Raw genomic sequence first — 22302 nt, 5'->3', positions numbered from 1 at the left:
TTTCGTCATTCAGGGACGACGTCGGCCCTGCCGACGCCAGTGTGGCGTCCCCGATCGTGGCACCACGTCCGGGGCGGACCTTCGGTGTGTCGGCACACCCTTTCACCCAGATCACGTGGTCCGGCCCCACATGCCACCGACCGGACGGCTCGTACCTTGCTCGTCATGAGCTCCCCCCACACCTCCCTGGTCCCCGACCTGTCCGGCCGTCACGTCCTGGTCACCGGCGCCGCGAGCGGCATCGGCGCCGCCTGCGTGGCCGGGTTCGCCGCCGCCGGCGCGCGGGTCACCGCCGTCGACCTGGACGAAGGGGGTCTCACGCACCTCGTCGAGGGCCTCCCGGGCCTGGTCGTGGACACGCGCGCCGCCGACCTGGCCGACCTCGACGCGCTGGCGGACCTGCCGGGCGAGGTCGACGTCCTCGTCAACAACGCCGGCATCCAGCACGTCAGCCCCGTGCACGAGTTCCCGGTGGAGCGCTTCGATCTCATCCACCGGTTGATGCTCCAGTCACCCTTCCGGCTGATCCGCGACAACCTGCCGCACATGTACGCGCAGGGCTGGGGACGCATCATCAACGTCTCGAGCGTGCACGGCCTGCGCGCCAGCGCCTTCAAGTCCGCCTACGTCTCCGCCAAGCACGGCCTCGAGGGGCTGAGCAAGGTGGTCGCGCTGGAGGGCGCGCCGCACGGGGTGACGAGCAACTGCCTCAACCCGGCCTACGTGCGCACCCCGCTCGTGGAGAAGCAGATCGCGGACCAGGCCAGCACCCACGGCATCCCCGAGGACGAGGTCCTCGAGCAGATCATGCTCGCGCCCGTGGCGATCAAGCGGCTCGTCGAGGTCGACGAGGTCGCGGCGATGGCCCTCTTCCTGTGCACCCCCGCCGCGACGAGCATCACCGGGTCCTCGCTCCCGGTCGACGGCGGCTGGACCGCGCACTGAGCCCGGTGCCTAGGATGCACCCCATGTCGAGCGAGGACGCGCCCCTGGAGCAGGTGATCCGCCTGCTCGAGCTCCTGGCCGCCGACGCCCCGCTGTCCCTGCTCGCCGACAGTCCGGCCCCCGAGCAGGCCCGGGACCTCGCGCTGCGCATCGGCAGTGCGCGCGAGACCCACCGGCGGCGGGAGGCCGCGCAGAGCGCTCTGCTCGACATCGCCCGGGAGCTGGCCTCGGAGATCGACCCGGCTCTGGTCCTCGAGGCGATCGTCCGCCGGGCCAGGACCCTGCTCGGCACGGACCTGGCCTACCTCACGCTGTACGACCCGGAGGCCGGCGACACCTTCATGCGCGTGACCGACGGCTCCGTGTCGGCGGACTTCCAGTCGTTGCGGCTCTCCCTCGGCGACGGGCTCGGCGGGCTCGTCGCCTCCACCCGCAAGCCGTACTGGACCGCGGACTACCCCTCGGACCTGCGGTTCAGCCACACGTCGACCATCGACCACGGCGTGGGCGACGAGGGCATCATCGCCATCTGCGGCACGCCGCTCATCGTCGAGTCCAACTTCGTCGGGGTGCTCTTCGCCGCCAACCGGACGCCACGACCCTTCTCCCACGACGAGGTCGGGCTCCTCGGCAACCTCGCCGCGCTCGCGGCGGTCGCCATCGTGCAGACCCGTGCGCTCGCCGACGCCCGGGAGGCGCTCGCTGCCCTCTCCGCGGCCCACGAGACGATGCGTCACCAGTCCCACGGCGTCCAGCGGGCCGCCGCGGCGCACGACCGCTTCGCCTCCGTGGTGCTCGAAGGGGGTGGCGTCGAGGACGTCACCCGCGCGCTCGTCGAGCTGCTCGGCGGCTGGGCGGTGCTCTACTCCGACAGCGGGGAGCGCCGCAGCGTCTTCGGCCCGGCGCCCACCGCCGACGACGAGGACGAGCTGCTCGCCAACGCGGCGGTCGACCGCGCGCGGAGCGAACCGGCCCGGCTCGCGGAGCACGCCGGGGTCCACGCCATCGGCGTCACGGCGTCGCGCGAGCAGCTCGGCACGCTCGTCGTGGGCGGCCAGGGCACGCTGGAGGACAGCGACCAGCGCACGGTCGAGCGTGCGGCCGTCGTCACCGCGCTCGTCCTCCTCTTCGAGCGCCAGGCCGACGACGCCCGGCAGAGCGCGCGCAACCGCGTCGTCGCCGACCTCCTCACGGCACGGGGCAGCCACGACGACCGCACCGGGTACCTCCGCTCAGCGGGTCTGGACCACCGACAGCCCTACTGCCTGCTCGTCGTCCGTGGGGGTGACCCGACCCAGCAGCGCGCGCTCGCCCTCACCGTGAGCACCCTGCTCGGCGAGGGCAGCCTCGTCGGGACCCACGAGGACTCGATCGTCGCCCTCGTGCCGGGTGACGACCCGGACCGCCTGGCCGGCTCGCTCGCCGAGCGGGTGACGCGCGGTCCGCGGATCACGGTCGGTGGCTGCGGCCCGGTCCGGGACGTCGACGACCTGCCCGCTGCCCACGACGACGGCGCCCGCACCGTCGCGGCGCTCATCGCGCTGGGGCGCGCCGGCACGGGTGCGGCGGCCCGTGAGCTCGGCTTCGCAGGGCTCATCGTCGGGTCGGACCCGGACGTGCAGGACTACGTGGACTCGGTCCTCGGACCCGCGCTCGACTACGACCGCGAGCGCGGCAGCGACCTCGTCGGGACCCTGGCGGCCTACTTCGCGGCGGGCTCCAGCCCGCGGCACGCGGCCACCGAGCTGCACGTCCACGTCAACACCGTGGCCCAGCGCCTCTCGCGCATCGCGGCGCTGCTCGGCGACGACTGGCAGCACCCCGACCGCGCCCTGGAGATCCAGCTCGCCCTGCGCCTGCGCCGTCTGCTCGCTGCCTGAGCGTCGTCCCGCGCGCCCCAAGATTCTCGGGTGACCCGATAAACCTCGCCTTCGCAAGAGTTTGAAACTCTTGCGAAGGCGAGGTTTGTCGTGCAGAGCGGGGGGGGTGCGCTCAGGCCAGGCCCCGGTCGATCGCGTCGACGACGGCCGCCAGACCGTCACCACGGAGGATGACGTCGTAGTGGTTGGCGTCGACACCGTGCACCGCGATCTCCGGTGGCAGCCGAAGGGCGTCGATCCTCCCTTCGTCGTAGAGCCCCTGTGGCTCGTCGAACAGGCCGCGGTGCGCCCAGACGAGCTCGACGGGCAGGCCCGCCGCGACCGCGCGGGCGGCGGCCGAGTGCGCGGCCTCGTCGGTGAGGACGTCGGCACCGTCGGCGCGGACGGCCTCGAGGAGGCACGAGCTCATCCACTGCCCCGGTGCGTCGGGAGCGGGGACGAGGTCGTGGTCGAGGTAGCGCCGGACGGCGTCGGCGACCGGGCCGCCGGCCAGCAGCGCGCCGAGGGCCGGGTGCTGGCGCCAGAACCCCAGGTGCGCCGCCTCGTCGGCGAAGCGCATCGACAGCCTCGCCATCGCTGGACCGATGACGGCCGTCAGCGCCGCGTCGATGTCCAGGTCCGGTGGCGGCGGGAAGGCCAGACCGCCGTCGACGAGGACGAGCGAGCGGTACAGGTCGGGGTCCGCGGCGGCGGCGAGCGCCGCGACGAAGCCGCCCATGGAGTGCCCTACGAGCACCGGATGGGCACCGAAGACACCGATGACCGTGCGTAGGTCGGCGGCGTGGGTCGCCAGCCCGTACGGCCCCGGCGCCTCGCGGCTCGCCGCCCGCCCCCTCAGGTCCGGGGCGAGGACCCGCACGGCCCCCGCCCCGTGACGGTGGTGCAGCTCGTCGGCCACCCGTCGCCACGACAGGCCGTTGGCCGTGATGCCGTGGACGAGCAGGACGACGGGCGCCCCGGGCCGGGCGGTCCCGACGGTGAGGTCGTGGATCGCGAGGCTGCCGACCGGCAGCTCGATGACGAAGCTCGCCGCGGTGCTCATGCCCGCTCCCGCCGGAGCAGCCGCGCTCCCAGGCCCGTGATGCCCTGCGGCGCGAAGTACACGATCGCGACGAAGAGGATGCCGAGGATGAAGAGCGGCTCCCCCAGCAGTCGCTGGACGAGGTCGGGCAGCCTACCGAGGATCGTGGACCCGCTGAGCTCGACGAGTCGGGCGTCGGCGTAGTGGTAGAGGAACCCTCCCACGACCGCACCCCACATCTTGCCCGCGCCGCCGAGCACGACCATGAGCAGCAGCGAGAGGGTGAACTCGGTCGTCGTGACGTGCGGGCTCGAGCCGCCGAGGACGATCGCGTGGACCACTCCCCCGAGGCCGCCGATGAAGGCCCCGACGACGATCGCGAGCAGCTTGACGCGGTAGACCTCGTAACCGAGGACGGCCGCGCGGGCCTCGTTCTCCCGGACCGCGGCCATCGCGTGCCCGGCCCGTGAGCGCACGAGCAGCGCCACGAGGACCCAGGCGAGGACGACGAACCCGAGGGCGAGCCAGTAGCGGTAGGGCGCGTTCTGCACCCCGACGAGCATCGCGGGGATCGCCTCGCGGTTGAGTGCCAGCCCCTCCTCGCCACCCGTGACATCGCCAGGGTTGCGCAGCACGATGATCGACGCCGCCTGGGCGAAGGCCAGCGTGACCATCGCGAAGGCGATGCCACCGACCCGCAGCGCGATGCCCCCGACGACGAGCGCCAGCAGCGTCGTGACACCGAGCGCGACGAGGATCGCGAGCGGCAGCGGGAGCGACCACGACGACAGCGAGATGGTCAGCAGGTAGCTGCCCGCCGCGACGAAGAGCGCGTGACCGAAGCTCAGCAGCCCCGTGCGCCCGAAGATCACGTCGTAGCTCAGGGCGATGCCCGCGATGACGAAGCAGACGGAGAGCAGCTGCAGCGAGCCCGGTCCGTTGACCCGCCCCGGCAGGACTCCGGGGATGGTCGCGCTGACGTAGGGCAGGACGAGGAGGACCAGGAGGAGGACCAGACCCGGCAGGGCCTTGACCAGGGACCGGGAGCTCATCCGTGACCACCCTTCAGCGATGCGGGACGGAGGAGCAGGACGAGGGCGAGGAGCAGCACGACCGAGAGGTCGCCGACGCCGCTCACGGCGTAGTAGTTCGCGAGCTGCTGCACCAGGCCCACGGCGACGGCGGCGACCGCGGTCCCGACGAGCGAGCCCATGCCGCCGATGACGACGACGATGAAGGCGTAGATGAGCAGCGACCCGCCCTGGGCGGGCGAGACCGAGCCCGCGTACTGCGAGTACAGGATGCCCGCCAGTGCGGCGGCCGCCCCACCCATCGCGAAGACGATGGTGAAGGTCGTGCGCACGTTGATGCCGAGCGCCTCGACCATCGTGCGGTTCTCGACACCGGCCCGGATGATCAGGCCGAGCCGCGTGTACTTCAGCAGCGCGAGCAGCCCGACGAAGACGGCGATGGCGATGACGACGAAGAGCAGCCGGTCGTTGGGCAGGCGTGCCCCGCCGAGGTCGGTCGTGGCGGCCATCCAGCCGGGCTTGTCGATCGCCTTGGGGTCCGCGCCCCAGACCGCCTGCGCAGCGGCGACCGCCGCGAGGGAGAGACCGACGGTGACGAGCACCTGCTGGATGTGGTGCTTGTAGAGCGGCCGGATGAGGCAGACCTCGACGACGACGCCGATGAGGGCGCCGACGACGAGCGCGACGAGGACCGCGACGCCGAGGCGCAGCGAGGTCGACATGCTCTCAGGCAGCCGCTGCATCGTCTCCCAGCCAGCGTACGAGCCGGCCATCATGAAGGCGCTGTGGGCGAAGTTGAGCACGCCCATGAGGCCGTAGATCAGGCTCAGGCCACTGGCCGCCAGGAAGTACAGCGCGCCCAGCCCGAGACCGGTCGCGAGGATCAGGGTGAACTCGCTCATGCCACACCCTCCCGTCGCATCGAGACGCCGAGCAGCTCGCGCGTCAGCTCCTGGTCGGCGACGAGCTCGGCCGCCGACCCCGTGTGGACGACCACCCCGGCGTCGAGGACGACGACCGTGTCCGCGATCCGCCGCACGAGCGGCAGGTTCTGCTCGACGAGGAGGATCGGCGTCTGCCGCCCGACCTCCGCCAGGACGTCGGCGACCTCGGTGACGAGCTTGGGCGCCAGGCCCTTGGTCGGCTCGTCGATGAGCAGCAACCGGTTGTCCCGCAGCAGGACCCGCGCGAGCGAGACCATCTGCTGCTGTCCCCCCGAGAGCGTGCCGGCGCGCTGCGCGCGACGCGCCACCAGGTCGGGGAAGAGCCGTTGGACGATGGGCGCGTCGGTGCCGAGAGCGGGCTCGACGAGGCGCAGGTTCTCCTCGACGGTCAGCCCGCCGAAGACCTCGCGGTCCTCGGGCACGTAGCCGATGCCGTCGCGCACGATCCGGGTCGTGGCCCGTCCTTGGATCTCGGTCCCCTGCAGGGCGATCCGACCCGTGCGCGGGGCGAGCCCGAGGATCGCCTTGAGCGTCGTCGTCTTGCCCACGCCGTTGCGCCCGAGCAGGGCGGTGACGCCGGTCGACGGCACCTCGAAGGAGACGCCCTGGAGGATGTGCGAGCCGCCGTAGCGGACGTGCAGGTCGTCGACGGCGAGGACCGCTCTCGGTCCCGTCGTGTCGGTGTCGGTCACAGCGCTTCTCCCAGGTAGGCCTCTTGCACGCGGTCGTCGGAGGTGACCTCCGTGGGGCTGCCGACGGCGAGGAGCTGTCCGTGGTGCAGGACGGCGACCCGGTCGGCCAGGCCGAGCACGACGTGCATGTGGTGCTCGACCATGGCGACGGCGACCCCGCTGTCCCTGACCTCACCGATGATCTCGGTGAGCCCGTCGACGTCCTCGGCCGAGACCCCCGCCATCGGTTCGTCGAGCAGCAGGACGCTCGGCTCGGAGGCGAGGGCCATCGCGAGCTCGAGCTTGCGCCGGTCTCCGTGCGACAGGTCGCGGGCCAGGACCGTCTCCTTGCCCGGCATCCGCACCAGGGTCAGCAGCTCCGCGATCCGCTCCCCGCCCACCGAGCCCGCGGGCCGGAAGGGGGAGAACGGCGCGGCGCCCGACGCCTGGATCGCCAGGCGCACGTTCTCGTGAGCGCTCAGCCCGTCGAAGAGCGCCGAAGTCTGGAAGGACCGGGCCAGCCCGCGCCGCGCGCGGCGGGTGGAGCTGAGCCGGGTGACGTCCTGCTCCCCGAGCGTGACCCGTCCTTCGGTGGGTCGGGTGACGCCGGAGAGGATGTTGACGAGCGAGGACTTCCCGGCGCCGTTGGGGCCGATGATGCCGAGCAGCTCACCGGCCCCGACGCCGAGGGTGATGCCCTCGAGGATCCGTGCCCCTCCGACCCGCCACCCGACGTCGGTGGCGGCGATCACTTCTTCGTCGCGACGGGCGGGGCCACGTCGGCTGCGTCGATGGTCTCGCCGAGCTCGGGCACGAACTGCTTGCCCTCCTTCTTCAGCGAGACGGTGAACATCGGCTGCAGCATCGCGTGGTCCTCGGGACGGATCTCCATCTGCCCCTTGGGTCCCTCGAACTTCCAGCCCTCGAGCGAGGAGACCATCTTGTCGACGTCACCGTCGCCCTCCTCGAGCGCCCGGACGACCATCTGCGCGGCCACGAAGCCGTCGGTGCTGAAGAGGTCGACCTCCTCGCCGTCCTCCTTCAGGCCCTCCTCGAGCGCGGTGTACGCCTCGTTGTCCGCCGCGCCGGCGAAGAAGTGCGAGAGGAAGTCGATCTTGGTCCCGGCCTCGCCGAAGAGCGCGTGGGTCGCCTTGATGTCGAGGCCCGTCACGACCTTCGTCGTGTCGAAGACACCCTGCTGCGAGAGCGTGCCCCACATCGAGGTCGCGTTGTCACCGGCCCAGGCGACGAAGAGCAGGTCCGGCTTCTGGCTCTTGATCTTCGTCGCGTAGGGCGTGAAGTCCTTCGCGCCGGCCGGCGCCTCGATCGCGGTGACCTTCGCCCCCTTCGTCCCGAGCACGCTCTTGACGGCGTCGATGTTGGCGGTGCCGAAGGCGCTGTCCTGGGCGAGGACGGTGACCCGCTTGCCCTTGACGTCGCCGAGCATCGTGCCGGCCGTCGCGACGTCCTGGTAGGTCTGCCGGCCCGAGCGGAAGGTGTAGTCGTTGGCCCCGGTGACCGCGTCGGCCGCGGCGGGCCCGGAGATGAAGAGGGTCTTGTTGTCCTGGGCGAGCGGCGCGACCTGCAGGGCGACGCCCGAGGCGGTCGAGCCGGCGATGATCTCGTTGTCCTGGCCGATGAGGTCGGTGACGGCGGAGACGGCCTTGGCCGGGTCACCCGCGTCGTCCTTCTCGGTGATCTCGATCTTCTGCCCGCCGACCTCGCCGGTCCCGTCGGTGGCGTAGTCCAGGCCCACCTCGAAGGCGGCCTTGTACTGCGCGCCGTAGGGGGCGAGCGGCCCGGACTTGCTGTAGACGAGGCCCACCTTGTGGGGCCCGTCCGCGCCTCCGTCACCCTCCGCCCCGCCACCTCCCGCCTGACCGGGGGTGCCGCACGCGGCAACGGACAGGCTCAGGGCTGCGCCCGCGAGGGCAAGACTCCAACGCTTCGTCGACATGGGAAGACCTCCACCTCCGGCGGACGCTCGCGCCTTTGCTGCAACGAGAACCGTTGACGTCCGACCGGTGAGGGAAGTCAAGCCGTCGGAGCCCGAGCGAGGTGTGTGAGGTCAGACCACATTCGGGCGAAGGGGGTGTCCTGCGGGGCCATGCCCCCTCACCTCAGAGGTGGCTGCGCAACCGCTCGACGATCGGGTCGGGGGTGAGCCCGACGGACTCGAGCACCTGGGCCCGGGAGGCGTGGTGGATGAACTCCTTGGGCAGCCCGAAGCGGTGGACCGGCACGGCCACCCCCGCCTCGTCGAGCGCCCGCGCCACCTCGGCCCCCACCCCGCCCGCGACGTTGTTGTCCTCGATGACCGCGACGCGACCGGCGCGGCGAGCCAGCTCGACGACGGCGTCGGGCACCGGCAGCACCCAGCGCGGGTCGACGACGAGGGTCGGGTGGTCCTCGGCGGCGAGCTTCTCGGCGACGGTGGTCGCCGTCCCGGCCATGGAGCCCACCGACACGATGAGCACCTCGGGGTCGACGGAGAGGTCGCCGGCGAGGACGTCGAGGCCGTCGACCGTGGCGATCGCCTCGAGCGGGGCGGCGACGCTCCCCTTGGGGAAGCGGATCACCGTCGGCCCGTCCTCGACGCCGACCGCCTCGCGCAGGGCGCGGCGGACCTGGGACCCGTCGCGCGGCGCCGCGAGGCGCAGGCCGGGCACGAGGGCGACGAGGGACATGTCCCACATGCCGTGGTGGCTCGCACCGTCCGGGCCGGTGACGCCCGAGCGGTCGAGGACGAAGGTGACCCCGGCCCGGTGCATCGCGCAGTCCATGAGGAGCTGGTCGAAGGCGCGGTTGAGGAAGGTCGAGTAGATCGCGACGACCGGGTGCATGCCGGCGTAGGCCAGGCCGGCGGACATCGTCGCCGCGTGCTGCTCGGCGATCCCGACGTCGAAGATCCGCTCCGGGTAGGCGTCGGCGAAGGGCTGCAGCCCGACCGGCATCATCATCGCCGCCGTGATCGCGACGACATCGGGCCGCTCCGCGCCGAGCGCGACCATCTCGTCGCTGAACTCGTCGGTCCACGACCTGCCGGCGATCTCCAGCGGGAGGCCCGTCTCGGGGTTGATCTTGCCGACGGCGTGGAACTGGTCGGCGACGTCGCCCACCGCGTGCTCGTAGCCGCGCCCCTTCTGGGTGATGACGTGCACGAGCACCGGCCCGCCGAAGGCCCGCGCCCGGCGCAGCGCCTGCTCGACGGCCGGCTCGTCGTGGCCGTCGACCGGCCCGAGGTACTTGATGCCGAGGTCCTCGAACATCCCCTGCGGAGCCCAGAAGTCCTTGGCGCCCTTCTTCATCGAGTGGAAGGCCTGGTAGACCGCGCGGCCGACGACGGGGGTGCGGTTGAGCCGGTCCTTGCCCCAGTCGAGCACCTGCTCGTACTGGCGGTTGGTGCGTAGCATCGCCAGGTGGTCGGCGAGCCCGCCGATCGTCGGGGCGTAGGAGCGCTCGTTGTCGTTGACGACGATGACGAGCGGCAGGTCCTTGTCCGCGGCGATGTTGTTCAGCGCCTCCCAGGCCATGCCGCCGGTGAGTGCGCCGTCGCCGATGACGGCCACCGCGTGGCGCTCCTCGCCGCGCAGGCGGTAACCCGTGGCGATGCCCTCGGCCCACGACAGCGCGGTCGAGGCGTGGCTGTTCTCCACGACGTCGTGCTCGGACTCGGCGCGACTCGGGTACCCGGAGATCCCGCCGCGCGTGCGCAGCGCGGCGAAGTCCTGGCGGCCGGTGAGCAGCTTGTGCACGTAGGTCTGGTGACCGGTGTCGAAGACGACCGTGTCGTGCGGGGAGTCGAAGACCCGGTGGATCGCCATCGTCAGCTCGACGACCCCGAGGTTGGGCCCGAGGTGGCCACCGCTGCGCGAGACCTCGGCGACGAGGAAGGCCCGGATCTCCTCCGCGAGGGTGTCGAGCAGCTCCGCGGGGACCCGCTTGAGGTCTGCGGGTGAGGTGATCGTCTCGAGGACTGCCACGCTGGGCTTCCTTCCGGTGTCGGGGACCGCCCGAGTCTACGTCTCGTGGGCTGGGTAGTGGCTGTGACCTGCCCAGCCTGTCACCGCATCGGACGAAGGGGGTCACAACCGCTCGACGAAGACGTTGCCGTCGAGCGCCTCCCGGACGAGGACGATCGAGCGCTGCGCCGAGCGCAGCCGCAGCCCCTCGTGCTCGAGGCAGACGAGCAGGGCGTCGACGGTGCCGTCGGGCAGCACCTCGGCGAGGTCGACGCGGACCGTCCGGTACGCCTGCCGCATCGCCTCGACCTGCGCCTGGACGTGCAGCTCGGCGAGCCAGGCCAGGGCGACCGGGTGCCGACGCAGGACGGCGTGACCGCGGTACTCGGACGGGCAGAGGTCGAGCAGCCACGAGGTGATCGCCGGCTGCCACCCGCGGACGCCGGGCGGCGGGACCCGGTCCGGCCAGCCGGGCGGTCCCCCCTTCGTCCCGGCCGCGGCGGTCTGCGCGCCGGGTGACCCGGGCAGCGCGGTCCGCACGGGCGGACGCACCTGCTGATCGAACATGTGTTCGAGTGTACGCCGTCGTGGCGACATGACGAAGGGGGACGCCCGATGGACGTCCCCCTTCGCCGTGCGCGCCTCGTCAGCCGACGAGCGAGCGCAGCACGTACTGCAGGATGCCGCCGTTGCGGTAGTAGTCCGCCTCGCCGGGGGTGTCGATGCGCACGACGGCATCGAAGGTCACAGCACTCCCGTCCGCATCGCCCTTGGTCGCCGTGACCTTGACGGTCTTCGGGGTCGAGCCGTTGTTCAGCTCGGTGATGCCCGTGAAGTCGAAGGTCTCGGTGCCGTCCAGGCCGAGCGAGTCGGCGTTCTGGCCCTCCGGGAACTGGAGCGGGATGACGCCCATGCCGATGAGGTTGGAGCGGTGGATGCGCTCGTAGGACTCGGCGATGACGGCGCGGACGCCGAGCAGGCGGGTGCCCTTGGCGGCCCAGTCACGCGAGGAGCCGGAGCCGTACTCCTTGCCCGCGAGGACGACGAGCGGGACGCCGGCCTCGATGTACTTCTCGGAGGCCTCGAAGATCGTCGTCTGCTCGCCACCGTTCAGGAAGTCGCGGGTGAAGCCACCCTCGACGCCGTCGAGCAGCAGGTTCTTCAGGCGGATGTTGGCGAAGGTGCCGCGGATCATCACCTCGTGGTTGCCACGGCGCGAGCCGTACGAGTTGAAGTCCTTGCGCTCGACACCGTGCTCGGCGAGGTAGACGCCCGCCGGGCTGTCGGCCTTGATCGCGCCGGCCGGGCTGATGTGGTCGGTCGTGACCGAGTCGCCGAGCTTGGCGAGCACGCGCGCACCCGAGATGTCCTCGACCGCGTCGACCTCCTTGGTCATCCCGTCGAAGTACGGGGGCTTGCGCACGTACGTCGACTCCTGCGCCCACTCGAAGGTGTTGCCCTCCGGGGTCTCCAGCGAGGTCCAGCGCTCGTCACCGGCGAAGACGTCGGCGTACTTCTCGACGAACATTTCCTGGTTGACGGCCTCGTCGATGACGCCCTGGACGTCGGCCGGGGCCGGCCAGAGGTCACGCAGGAAGACGTCCTTGCCCTCGGGGTCCTGGCCCAGGGCCTCGGTCTCGAAGTCGAAGTCCATCGTGCCGGCGAGGGCGTAGGCGATGACGAGCGGCGGCGACGCGAGGTAGTTCATCTTCACGTCGGGGTTGATGCGCCCCTCGAAGTTGCGGTTGCCCGAGAGGACCGAGGTCACCGCGAGGTCGTTGGCGTTGACCGCCTCGGAGACCTCCTCGATGATCGGGCCCGAGTTGCCGATGCAGGTCGTGCAGCCGTAGCCGACGAGGTGGTAGCCCAGCTTCTCGAGGTAGGGCCACATGCCAGCCTTCTCGTAGTACGAGGTGACGACCTTGGAGCCGGGCGCCATCGACGTCTTGACCCACGGCTTGACCTGCAGGCCGCGCTCGACGGCGTTCTTGGCGAGCATCGCGGCCGCCATCATCACCGAGGGGTTGGACGTGTTGGTGCAGCTCGTGATCGAGGCGATGACGACGTGACCGTGGTCGATCTCGACCTCGGTGCCGCCGATGACGGCCTTCGTCGGGTTGGTGGCCCGGTCACCGTTGGTGCGCGGCTCCGAGCGCGACGGGTGGCCGGCGCTCTCGGAGGCCTCGAGCGCGTCGTGGCTCGGCGAGTCGGAGGCCGGGAAGGTGTCGCGCAGCTCCTGGTCGACCGAGGACTTCTCGATGCCGTTGCCGTCGACGACGTAGTTCTTCAGGTCGCCGCGGAACTGCTGCTTGGCGTCGGTGACCGCGATGCGGTCCTGTGGGCGCTTCGGGCCGGCGATCGACGGGACGACCGTCGACAGGTCCAGCTCGAGGTACTCGGAGAAGCGCGGCTCGACGGCCGGGTCGAGCCACATGCCCTGCGCCTTGGCGTAGGCCTCGACGAGCGCGACCTGCTGCTCGGAGCGGCCGGTGAGGCGCAGGTACTCGAGGGTGACGTCGTCGATGGGGAACATCGCGGCGGTGGAGCCGAACTCGGGGCTCATGTTGCCGATGGTGGCGCGGTTGGCGAGCGGCACCTCCGCGACGCCCTCGCCGTAGAACTCGACGAACTTGCCGACGACGCCGTGCTCACGCAGCATCTCGGTGATCGTGAGGACGACGTCGGTGGCGGTCGCGCCGGCCGGGATGGCCCCGGAGAGCTTGAAGCCGACGACGCGCGGGATGAGCATGGAGACCGGCTGGCCGAGCATCGCGGCCTCGGCCTCGATGCCGCCGACGCCCCAGCCGAGGACGCCCAGGCCGTTCTCCATCGTCGTGTGCGAGTCGGTGCCGACGCAGGTGTCGGGGTAGGCGATGCCGTCACGGGTCATCGTGACGCGGGCCAGGTGCTCGATGTTGACCTGGTGGACGATGCCGGTACCCGGGGGGACGACCTTGAAGTCGTCGAAGGCGGTCTGGCCCCAGCGCAGGAACTGGTAACGCTCGTTGTTGCGCTCGTACTCGAGGTCGACGTTGTGCGCGAAGGCCCCGGCGGTGCCGAACTCGTCGATCTGCACAGAGTGGTCGATGACCAGCTCCGCGGGCGCGAGCGGGTTGATCTTCGTCGGGTCGCCACCGAGCTCGGCGACGGCCTCGCGCATGGTGGCCAGGTCGACGACGCAGGGCACGCCGGTGAAGTCCTGCATGATCACGCGGGCGGGCGTGAACTGGATCTCGGTGCTGGGCTGGGCGTCCTTGTCCCAGGAGCCGAGCGCGTTGATGTGATCGGCGGTGACGTTCTCGCCGTCCTCGGTCCGCAGCTGGTTCTCCAGCAGGACCTTGAGGCTGTAGGGCAGGTCCTTGGACCCCTCGACGGCGTCGATCCGGTAGATCTCGTAGGACTCGTCACCGACGGTGAGCTGGTCCTTGGCGTTGAAGGTGTTCGCACTGGCCACAGTCGACTCCTCTGTCGTGGTTATCTTGACGTCAAGATAAAACTATCACAGGGCTCCGACGGGCCGGGGACCGCCCGCCGCTCCCTGCCACTCTTGCGCAAACCCGGCCGCACGTCACGGCTGCGCGTCCTCCCCCTTCGTCTCGAAGGTCGCGATGCACTCGACGTGGTGGGTCATGGGGAAGGCGTCGAGGGCCCGCAGGCCCACCAGGTCGTAGCCGAGGTCGGCAAGGTAGGCGGTGTCGCGGGCGAGCGCCGCCGGGTCGCAGGCCACGTAGACCAGGCGACGGGGACGAAGGGAGGTGAGCGCGGCGACGACCTCGCGGCCGGCCCCCGTCCGGGGCGGGTCGAGGACGATGACGTCCGCGCTCGGCGGCAGCAGGTCGGAGCGCGCCGGGCGCCGCGGCCCGCGACGGCGGCCCTTGCGGGCCACACCGAGCAGGTCGTCCACCCGGCCCGGCACGACGAGCGCCCAGGGGTGGCCGGCGAGGTTGTCGCGCAGGTGGTCCACCGCGCGCCGGTCGGACTCGACGGCGACGAGCTGGCCGTCCCGGCCGACGGCCTCGGCGAGGGGGACGGAGAAGAGGCCGACGCCGCTGTAGAGGTCGAGCACGCGCTCGCCCTCGCGGACACCGGCCGCGGCGAGGACGGCCTCGACGAAGGCGCGCGGGGCGTCGCGGTGGACCTGCCAGAAGCCGCGGGCGTCGACGCCCATCGCGCGCTCCCCCGCGTCGGTGCGCACGACCTCGGTGATGTCGATGGGCGGCGTCGGCTGGTCCGCCGGCACCTCGACGACGACCGTGTCGGCCTCGCCCGACGCCGCGACGACGTCCAGGGCGCTGATGCCGCGCAGCTGCGACGGGGCGTCCGCGAGCTCGGCGAGGGTCTCCGCGAGCGCCGCATCGACGTCCGGCACGGCGATCGGGCACCCGGTCACCGGGATGACGTCGTGGCTGCGGTGCCGGCGCAGGCCGACCACCCCGTCGGCGACCGCGAACTCGACCCGGGTGCGGTAGCGCAGCCCGTCGTCGTCGTCGAGGGGCTCGACGACGACCGGGCGCTCCTCCCCCGCCAGGCGGCGCAGCTGCTCGGCGACGACGTCGGCCTTGAGCTCGCGCTGGTACGCGGTGGAGACGTGCTGGAAGTCGCAGCCGCCGCACCCACCGGGTCCGGCGACGGGACAGCGCACCGGGACCCGGTGCGGCGAGGCCTGAAGGACCTCGATGGCGTCGGCGCGCAGGAAGCGGTCGCCGGGCCCCCCTTCGGTGACCCGGATGCGCACCCGCTCACCGGGCAGGGAGTGCCGCACGAAGACGACCCGCCCCTCGTACCGCGCCACGCAGTGGCCGCCGTGGGCCACCGGCCCGACCTCGACCTCCACCTCGTCGCCCGTCGTGAGCTCGTCCGCACTCGTCACAGTCCACCTCGTCGCACGTCGCCGGCCACCGGGCCGTCCATCTTGTCCTCGGCACCCTCGGAGCTCGCGAGCTGCCAGGGCACCGAGGACACCATGACACCCGGGGTGAAGATCAGCCGACTGCGCAGCCGCAGCGCGGACTGGTTGTGCAGGGCCTGCTCCCACCAGTGGCCGAGCACGTACTGCGGGATGTAGACGACGACGAGGTCACGCGGGTTGCCCGAGCGGATCGACTTGACGTAGTCCACGACCGGCCGGGTGATCTCGCGGTACGGCGAGTCGAGGGCCTTGAGCGGCACGGGGATCCCCCGCCGGTCCCACTCGGCCTGCAGGGCCTTGGTCGCCTCGTGGTCGACGTCGACCGTCACCGCCTCGAGGCGGGAGGGGCGCGTCGCGGAGGCGTAGGCGACCGCCCGGAGCGTGGGCCGGTGGATCGTGCTCACGAGGACGATCGCGTGGACGCGCGAAGGGAGGAGCTGGTGCTTGGTGTCCCCCTCCGGCACGGCGAGCTCCTCCCTGACGTGCTGGTAGTGGCGGCTGATCGCGCTCATCAGGACGAAGAGGACGGCCATGGCCGCCATGGCGAACCCGGCGCCGTGCATGAACTTCGTGAGGATGACGACGACGAGGACCGTGCCGGACATCGCGGCACCGACGGCGTTGATCGCCCGACGGCGCAGCATCGCCCGCTGCTCTGCCCGGTCCTTCTCGACCGCCAGGTGGCGGTTCCAGTGCCGCACCATGCCGGTCTGGCTGAGCGTGAAGGAGACGAAGACACCGACGATGTACAGCTGGATGAGCCGGGTGACGCTGGCGTCGAAGATGATGACGAGGGACCCCGCCGCGCCCGCGAGCAGGATGATGCCGTTGGAGAAGGCGAGCCGGTCGCCCCGGGTGTGCAGCTGCCTGGGCAGGAGGCCGTCACGCGCCAGGATCGAGCCGAGCACGGGGAAGCCGTTGAAGGCGGTGTTGGCGGCGAGCACGAGGATCAGGCCGGTGACGATCGAGACGATGACGACGCCCGCAGGGAAGCCGTCGAAGACGGCGGTCGCGACCTGGGCCATGACCGTGTGCTGCTCGTAGCCGTCACCGACCGGCACACCGTCCCGGAGCAGCTGCTGGGCCGGGTCGTCGGCGATCTTGACGCCGGTCCACCTGGCGAGCGCGATCATCGACAGCAGCATCGTCACCGAGACGGCGCCCATGAGCAGCAGGGTCGTCGCCGCGTTCTTGCTCTTGGGCTTGCGGAAGGCCGGGACACCGTTGCTGATCGCCTCGACACCGGTCAGGGCCGCCGCGCCGGAGCTGAAGGCACGCAGCAGCAGGAAGGCCATCGCCAGTGTGCCCAGCTGCTCCATCCCCGGCTCGGGCGCCAGCGTCAGGGAGGCGCTCTCGGCCGACGGTAGGGTGCCGGTCGTGCGACGCACGATGCCGACGAGGGCCATCGCGAGGACCGACAGCATGAAGAGGTAGGTGGGGACGGCGAAGGCCGTGCCGGACTCGCGCACGCCGCGCAGGTTCATCGCGGTGAGCGCCGCGATGAGGACGACGGCGGCCAGGACCTCGTGGCCACGCAACCAGGCGAAGGCGGCCGCGGCGTTCTGCACGCCCGAGGAGATCGAGACCGCGACCGTGAGCACGTAGTCGACGAGGAGGGCGCTCGCGACCGTCAGACCCGCCCGGGGGCCGAGGTTGGTGCTGGCGATCTCGTAGTCGCCGCCCCCGGAGGGGTAGGCGTGCACGTTCTGGCGGTAGCTCGCGACGACGACCACCATGACGGCGACGACGGCGAGCGCGACGGGCCACGAGTGGGTCATCGCCAGCGCCCCACCGGCCAGGCCGAGGGTCAGCAGGATCTCGTCAGGGGCGTAGGCGACGGAGCTGAGCGCGTCGCTGGCGAAGACGGGGAGCGCAAGGCGCTTGGGGAGCAGGGTCTCGCCGAGGTGATCGCTGCGCATGGCGCGGCCGACGAGGACGCGCTTGATGAGTCGTCCGGAAGACACCACGCGAGTGTAGGCCTGCTCCCGGGGGTACCGTCGTCCCGTGCACTTCGTCATCATGGGCTGCGGCCGCGTCGGCGCCTCGCTCGCCCGCTCACTCGAACGCATCGGGCACGACGTCGCGGTCGTCGACCAGGACCCCGCGGCCTTCCGCCGCCTCGGCAGCGACTTCAGCGGCCGCCGGGTCGCCGGCGTCGGCTTCGACCGGGACACCCTGGTCCAGGCGGGGGTCGAGCAGGCCTACGCCCTCGCCGCCGTCTCCAGCGGTGACAACTCCAACATCCTCGCGGCCCGGGTGGCCCGCGAGACCTTCGGCGTCGAGCACGTCGTCGCGCGCATCTACGACCCGGACCGCGCGCAGGTCTACCAGCGCCTCGGCATCCCCACGGTCGCGACGGTCCGGTGGACCGCCGACCAGGTGCTGCGCCGGCTGCTCCCCCAGGGCCAGGCCCCCGAGATGACCGATGCCTCCGGGCGACTCGTCGTCGCCGAGATCCACGTCTCCCCCGCGTGGGTCGGCCGCCGCCTCACCTCGCTCGAGGAGGCGACCGGGTCGCGGGTCGCCTACATCACCCGACTCGGCGAGGGGATGCTCCCTTCGCCCGAGACCGTCCACCAGGAAGGCGACCTCGTGCACCTGGTCATCCCACGTGATCGCGTCCACGACGTCGAGCGCGTCCTCGACGCCGCCCCCACGGAGGAGATCTGATGCGCGTCGCCATCGTCGGTGCCGGGTCGGTCGGCCGCTCCATCGCCAAGGAGCTGCTCGAGAACGACCACGCCATCCTGCTCATCGACCGGGACGCCGACGAGGCCCGGGTCGCCAAGGTGCCGCAGGCCAGCTGGCTCTCGGGGGACGCCTGCGAGATCTCGACCCTCCAGGAGGCCGAGATCCAGGGCTGCGACGTCGTCGTCGCCGCGACCGGTGACGACAAGGCCAACCTCGTCGTCTCGCTGCTCGCCAAGACCGAGTTCGGCGTGCCGCGCACGGTCGCGCGCGTCAACAACCCGAAGAACGAGTGGATGTTCGACGAGTCCTGGGGCGTCGACGTCGCCGTCTCGACACCGCGCCTGATGACGGCGCTCGTCGAGGAAGCCGTCAGCGTGGGAGACCTCGTGCGGATCTTCGACTTCCAGCAGGGCAGCGCGTCGATGACCGAGATCACCCTCCCGGCGGACAACCCCAACGTCGGTCGGCGCGTCGGCGACATCACCTTCCCGGCGGACACGCTGCTCGTCGGGATCATCCGGGACGGCCGGCCCTTCGGCCCGACGGCGGACGACTCGCTCGAGGCGCACGACGAGCTGCTGCTCCTCACGACCGCCGAGGCCGAGCCGGAGCTCGAGGCGATGCTGCGGCCGGGCGCCAAGGCGCGCCGGCGTCCTGCCCCCTGAGGGTCAGGCGCGGCGGACGTCGACCGGCTGGACGAGCTCGTCGTCGGGGTCGATCGGCGTGTGTCCCTTGAGGAGCATCGCGCCCATGACCGCCACGGCTCCGGCCCAGAGGGGCCAGCCGAGGAGCACCTTGGCCACCGTGAGCCCGGCGAGGTTGTCGGCGAGGTAGAGCGGACCCATGATCCCGACGCGGATGACGTAGACCGCGACGAGCACGAGCGTCAGGCGTGTGCAGACCCGCACGGCGGCGTCGCTGCGCCGCCAGCGGAAGGGGTCGCCCGCGGCGACGGCCGCCTGGTCGGCCACGCCGACCATGATCCCGACGACCGGCCACCGCACGACGACCGAGAGCAGCGAGCCGACGAGGTAGGCGCACGAGGTGAGGATGCCGGGCAGGAAGGCGTCCTCAGCCTGCCCCGAGCGCAGGGCGAAGAAGGCTGCGAGGCCGGTCGCGACGAGCGAGCCGAGGACGAACTGCAGCGTCTGCCGCTGCACGAGCCGGGCGATGGCGAGCACCGCCGTCACGGCCCCGGCCGAGCCGAGCGAGATGGCGCGGTCCGTCGTCGCGGCCCAGGCGATGACGAAGACGAGCATCGGCAACGCGGTCTCGATCGAGCCGCGCAACCCCCCGAGCGCCTCGCCGAGGCGATGGCGGATGAGTGCCTCGACCGTCGGGTGCACCGGCATCGAGACGCCGGCGCTCTCAGCCATGGTGGGTCAGCAGCTCGTAGGCGGGGTTGTAGATCGTCGGCTCCCCCTCGGGACGGCAGATGAGGCCGCTGGCCTTGAGGTAGGCCCCCGGGTCGATCCCCCGGATGCTGCGTCGTCCGAGCCACACGAGCTGCACGGTGTGCGACCCGTCGTAGAGGTCGGCGACGAGGGCCGGGACCGTGGCCCGCGGGCGCAGCGTGACGGCAGTGATCGTGCCCGCCACGGTGACCACCTCGCGGTCGGTCTCGTCGGTGATGGGCCGGCAGCCGTGGGCGTGGGCGGCCTCGCGCAGCTCCCCCGCCGCGAGGTCGTCGTCGGACCGGGTGAGGTCGACCAGTCGTCGCAGCAGGGTGGACATCAGCGGACCTCGGTGATCTCGGGGCCGCGCTCGAAGGGCCTGAGGTCGTCCTCGACGGGAGCGTCGGCCGGCTCGTCCGCGGCGGGGCGCGCCGCGCGCTGGGTGCTCGGCATGGTCAGGGGCAGCATCTCGCGCGGTGCGCGCGGCTCCTCGCCGCGGTCGACGACCACCGATCGCACGACCTCGTCGAGGGCCGCCCGGGCCGACTCGTCGACCGCGGCGGCGCCGGAGTACACGGCGCGCAGGAACCAGCGCGGCCCGTCGACGCCGGCGAAGACGACCGGGGCGAAGACGGTGCGTCCCTGGGGTCCGGGCTGGGCCAGCCGGGCGCGCAGCTCGGTGCCGAAGGGGCCGGTGACCTCCTCGACGGTGCCCCCGTTGCCGCCGATCATCTCGGCGATCTCCTCGCGGATCTCGTCCCAGATGCCGAAGGAGCGGGGGGCGGCGAAGACCTGCAGCTGGACGGCGCCGTGGTCGTCGCCGACCTGGGCGGCCGAGACCTCGTCGTTCTTCTGGTCGACCTCGAGCCGCAGCTCGGTGCCCGGCGCGGGCGTCAGGTGCAGGGCACCCAGGTCGACCCGGGTGCTCGTGTCAGCGACGTCGGAGATGTCGTGCGGACCGGCCGTCAGCGGCTGCGACGAGGACCCCGGCTCGCTCGTGGCCGCGGTCTGCGTGGTCGTGTCCTGCTCGGTCGACACCACGTCGGCATCGGCAGTCTTCTTCTTGCGCCCGAACATCACTCTCGTCCTGTCCTCGAGGGTGGGCCGAAGCCCCCACTTGATCCATGTCCAGTCTCGCCCCGTGGGCTGGGTGGAAGCGAATCGAGGGGGAGGAACTCCCCTTCGCCCACCTGCTGGAGCACGAGCTGGGCGATCCGGTCGCCGACCCGCACCGTGAAGGACTCCCGAGGGTCGAGGTTGACGAGGTTGACGAGGACCTCGCCCCGGTAGCCGGAGTCGACGGTCCCGGGGGCGTTGGCGACCGAGATCCCGTGGCGCGCGGCCAGTCCCGAGCGCGGGTGCACGAGGCCGACCCACCCGTGGGGCAGCGCGAGCGCGACCCCGGTGGGCACGAGGGCCCGCTCCCCGGGCTCGAGGGTCAGCTCCGCGACGGAGCTGAGGTCCGCGCCCGCGTCGCCGTGCTTGGCGTACGCGGGCACGACGGCGTGCCGGTGCAGCAGCTGCACCGGTACCGCGACCTGACGGGGTCCGTCAGCCACGGGTCACGCAGCACACTCGGTGCAGACCGGGCCGTTCTTGCCGTCGCTCGCCAGCTGGCTGCGGTGGTGGACGAGGAAGCAGCTCGTGCAGGTGAACTCGTCGGCCTGGCGCGGGACGACCCGCACCGACATCTCCTCACCGGAGAGGTCGGCGCCGGGCAGCTCGAAGCCTTCGGCCATCTCGGTCTCGTCGACGTCGACGTTTGCGGAGGTCGCGTCACCGCGACGGGACTTGAGCTCCTCGATGGAGTCCTCGGACAGGTCGTCGTCGGTCTTGCGAGGGGCGTCGTAATCGGTCGCCATCTCTCCTGATTCCTTGGGGGTCAGCGGGGCAGTGTGGGTCGTGCGCCGTCATCAACGCAGCAGGTGCTGAATTTGTGCCCGGCGCGCCGGATTGTGCCCCATCCACCGGCGGGACGCCACCTCGTTCCGCGCTAACGGGCCGATTCGGGTCCGACCTGCTCCACGGCGGACCGCAGCAGGGTGCGCAGCGAGCCCTGGGCGGCCGGCGGCCCGGCCACCGTGAACCCCGCCCGCGGGTGACCACCGTCGAGGTCGGTGACGACCGCACCGGCCTCGGTCGCCACGAGCCACCCGGCGGCCATGTCCCAGGGGTTGAGACCGCGCTCGTAGTGGACGTCGAGGCTCCCGTCGGCCACGCGGCACAGGTCGAGCGCGGCGCTGCCGATCCGGCGGATGTCGCGCACTCTCGGCAGGACGTGGGTGAGCACCGCGGCCTGCCACGCCCGTCGGTCGGCGTCGTAGCCGAAGCCGGTCCCGCACAGCGCCTGGTCGAGGGAGGTGTCGGCGACCGTGAGCCGCTGCGCCGGCCCGTCCCCGACACGGTGCCACGCGCCCCCACCGAGGGCGGCGGTGTACCGCTCCCCCGTCAGCGGGTTGACGACGGCGCCGGCGACCGGGCGCCACGCCCCGTCGACCGAGGGGTCGCCGAGGACCGCGGCGACGGAGACGCAGTAGGCAGGGATCTCGTAGAGGTAGTTCACCGTGCCGTCGATCGGGTCGACGACCCAGGTGATCCCGGACGTACCGGTCCGCGCGCCGCGCTCCTCACCGTGGAAGCCGTCCTGCGGGCGCAGCTCCCCGAGCCGGCGCAGCAGCAGGTCCTGGCTGCGCTGGTCCATGACCGTGACGACGTCGGTCGCCGAGGACTTGGTCTCGGCGACGCCGAGGTCGCGGGGGCGGTCGTCGACGACGAGCACACCCGCCTCCACGGCGACCTTCAGGGCGATGTCGGCGAGCTCGGCGGGGTCGACGCCGGCGGGCAGCCGGTCCAC

The 22302-nt window shown here is 71.9% G+C and carries 21 protein-coding genes; 4 read left to right on the top strand and 17 right to left on the bottom strand.

All coding sequences use genetic code 11. The features are described 5' to 3' along the window. The first annotated feature begins 165 nt into the window (after positions 1–165). Positions 166–945 (top strand): 3-hydroxybutyrate dehydrogenase, encoded by a 780-nt coding sequence (locus ABC138_RS04355; protein WP_068324615.1) that lies wholly within the window; start codon positions 166–168, stop codon positions 943–945. Positions 946–968: 23 nt separating this feature from the next. Further along, the gene (locus ABC138_RS04350) at positions 969–2825 is read left to right on the top strand and encodes a helix-turn-helix domain-containing protein (protein WP_345912830.1); all 1857 of its coding nucleotides are present in this window, start codon (positions 969–971) and stop codon (positions 2823–2825) included. Between the two features lie 112 nt (positions 2826–2937). Here the strand turns inward: ABC138_RS04350 and ABC138_RS04345 are convergent, their stop codons facing one another. From ABC138_RS04345 to ABC138_RS04295, 11 genes are all read right to left on the bottom strand, one after another. After that, positions 2938–3867 carry an alpha/beta fold hydrolase gene (locus ABC138_RS04345; RefSeq protein ID WP_068324621.1) on the bottom strand — a complete coding sequence of 310 codons (930 nt, stop codon included), beginning with the start codon at positions 3865–3867 and terminating at the stop codon, positions 2938–2940. Further along, positions 3864–4898, bottom strand: coding sequence for a branched-chain amino acid ABC transporter permease (locus ABC138_RS04340; RefSeq protein WP_068324625.1), 1035 nt, complete (start codon positions 4896–4898; stop codon positions 3864–3866). Before ABC138_RS04340 ends, ABC138_RS04345 begins: the two co-directional genes overlap by 4 nt. Further along, positions 4895–5779: a branched-chain amino acid ABC transporter permease gene (locus tag ABC138_RS04335; RefSeq protein ID WP_068324628.1), complete on the bottom strand. Its 885-nt coding sequence runs from the start codon at positions 5777–5779 to the stop codon at positions 4895–4897. The genes ABC138_RS04340 and ABC138_RS04335 overlap by 4 nt, the downstream gene beginning before the upstream one ends. Next, complete coding sequence (locus ABC138_RS04330; protein WP_068324631.1) at positions 5776–6513, bottom strand: ABC transporter ATP-binding protein; 738 nt, start codon at positions 6511–6513, stop codon at positions 5776–5778. The genes ABC138_RS04335 and ABC138_RS04330 overlap by 4 nt, the downstream gene beginning before the upstream one ends. After that, positions 6510–7244 carry an ABC transporter ATP-binding protein gene (locus tag ABC138_RS04325; RefSeq protein ID WP_068324634.1) on the bottom strand — a complete coding sequence of 245 codons (735 nt, stop codon included), beginning with the start codon at positions 7242–7244 and terminating at the stop codon, positions 6510–6512. The genes ABC138_RS04330 and ABC138_RS04325 overlap by 4 nt, the downstream gene beginning before the upstream one ends. Beyond that, positions 7241–8449, bottom strand: a complete 1209-nt coding sequence (locus tag ABC138_RS04320; protein WP_068324638.1) for a substrate-binding domain-containing protein — start codon at positions 8447–8449, stop codon at positions 7241–7243. Before ABC138_RS04320 ends, ABC138_RS04325 begins: the two co-directional genes overlap by 4 nt. Before the next feature lie 163 nt (positions 8450–8612). Next, positions 8613–10475 carry a 1-deoxy-D-xylulose-5-phosphate synthase gene (gene dxs / locus ABC138_RS04315; RefSeq protein ID WP_068324642.1) on the bottom strand — a complete coding sequence of 621 codons (1863 nt, stop codon included), beginning with the start codon at positions 10473–10475 and terminating at the stop codon, positions 8613–8615. 102 nt (positions 10476–10577) lie between these two features. After that, the gene (locus ABC138_RS04310) at positions 10578–11021 is read right to left on the bottom strand and encodes a hypothetical protein (RefSeq protein WP_255218271.1); all 444 of its coding nucleotides are present in this window, start codon (positions 11019–11021) and stop codon (positions 10578–10580) included. Positions 11022–11100: 79 nt separating this feature from the next. Then, on the bottom strand, positions 11101–13908 hold the full coding sequence (locus tag ABC138_RS04305) for an aconitate hydratase (protein ID WP_345912829.1): 2808 nt from the start codon (positions 13906–13908) through the stop codon (positions 11101–11103). 114 nt (positions 13909–14022) lie between these two features. Then, the gene (locus ABC138_RS04300; protein WP_345912828.1) at positions 14023–15324 is read right to left on the bottom strand and encodes a TRAM domain-containing protein; all 1302 of its coding nucleotides are present in this window, start codon (positions 15322–15324) and stop codon (positions 14023–14025) included. After that, positions 15321–17282, bottom strand: a complete 1962-nt coding sequence (locus tag ABC138_RS04295) for an APC family permease (RefSeq protein WP_068423076.1) — start codon at positions 17280–17282, stop codon at positions 15321–15323. Before ABC138_RS04295 ends, ABC138_RS04300 begins: the two co-directional genes overlap by 4 nt. A gap of 85 nt (positions 17283–17367) precedes the next feature. Between ABC138_RS04295 and ABC138_RS04290 the strand changes: the two genes are divergently transcribed. Together ABC138_RS04290 and ABC138_RS04285 are read left to right on the top strand one after the other, a co-directional pair. Further along, positions 17368–18033, top strand: a complete 666-nt coding sequence (locus tag ABC138_RS04290; RefSeq protein ID WP_068324651.1) for a TrkA family potassium uptake protein — start codon at positions 17368–17370, stop codon at positions 18031–18033. After that, entirely contained in the window at positions 18033–18719 is a 687-nt protein-coding gene (locus ABC138_RS04285) for a TrkA family potassium uptake protein (RefSeq protein WP_068324654.1), read from the top strand. Before ABC138_RS04290 ends, ABC138_RS04285 begins: the two co-directional genes overlap by 1 nt. 3 nt (positions 18720–18722) lie before the next feature. Here the strand turns inward: ABC138_RS04285 and ABC138_RS04280 are convergent, their stop codons facing one another. From ABC138_RS04280 to ABC138_RS04255, 6 genes are all read right to left on the bottom strand, one after another. Then, positions 18723–19430 carry a DUF3159 domain-containing protein gene (locus ABC138_RS04280; RefSeq protein WP_068421854.1) on the bottom strand — a complete coding sequence of 236 codons (708 nt, stop codon included), beginning with the start codon at positions 19428–19430 and terminating at the stop codon, positions 18723–18725. Further along, complete coding sequence (locus ABC138_RS04275; RefSeq protein WP_068324659.1) at positions 19423–19788, bottom strand: OB-fold nucleic acid binding domain-containing protein; 366 nt, start codon at positions 19786–19788, stop codon at positions 19423–19425. Before ABC138_RS04275 ends, ABC138_RS04280 begins: the two co-directional genes overlap by 8 nt. Continuing rightward, the gene (locus tag ABC138_RS04270) at positions 19788–20525 is read right to left on the bottom strand and encodes a DUF3710 domain-containing protein (protein ID WP_068421855.1); all 738 of its coding nucleotides are present in this window, start codon (positions 20523–20525) and stop codon (positions 19788–19790) included. The genes ABC138_RS04275 and ABC138_RS04270 overlap by 1 nt, the downstream gene beginning before the upstream one ends. Continuing rightward, positions 20525–21007 (bottom strand): dUTP diphosphatase, encoded by a 483-nt coding sequence (gene dut, locus ABC138_RS04265; RefSeq protein ID WP_068324665.1) that lies wholly within the window; start codon positions 21005–21007, stop codon positions 20525–20527. The genes ABC138_RS04270 and dut overlap by 1 nt, the downstream gene beginning before the upstream one ends. A gap of 3 nt (positions 21008–21010) precedes the next feature. Continuing rightward, entirely contained in the window at positions 21011–21310 is a 300-nt protein-coding gene (locus tag ABC138_RS04260) for a DUF4193 domain-containing protein (protein ID WP_068317285.1), read from the bottom strand. Between the two features lie 131 nt (positions 21311–21441). After that, positions 21442–22302: an inositol monophosphatase family protein gene (locus tag ABC138_RS04255; protein ID WP_082817024.1), complete on the bottom strand. Its 861-nt coding sequence runs from the start codon at positions 22300–22302 to the stop codon at positions 21442–21444.

This window comes from Janibacter sp. LM (genome assembly GCF_039631275.1).
GTDB lineage: Bacteria > Actinomycetota > Actinomycetes > Actinomycetales > Dermatophilaceae > Janibacter > Janibacter terrae.
The sequence above is the reverse complement of the archived record's forward strand: the minus strand, read 5'-3'. Positions and strand labels throughout refer to the sequence as shown.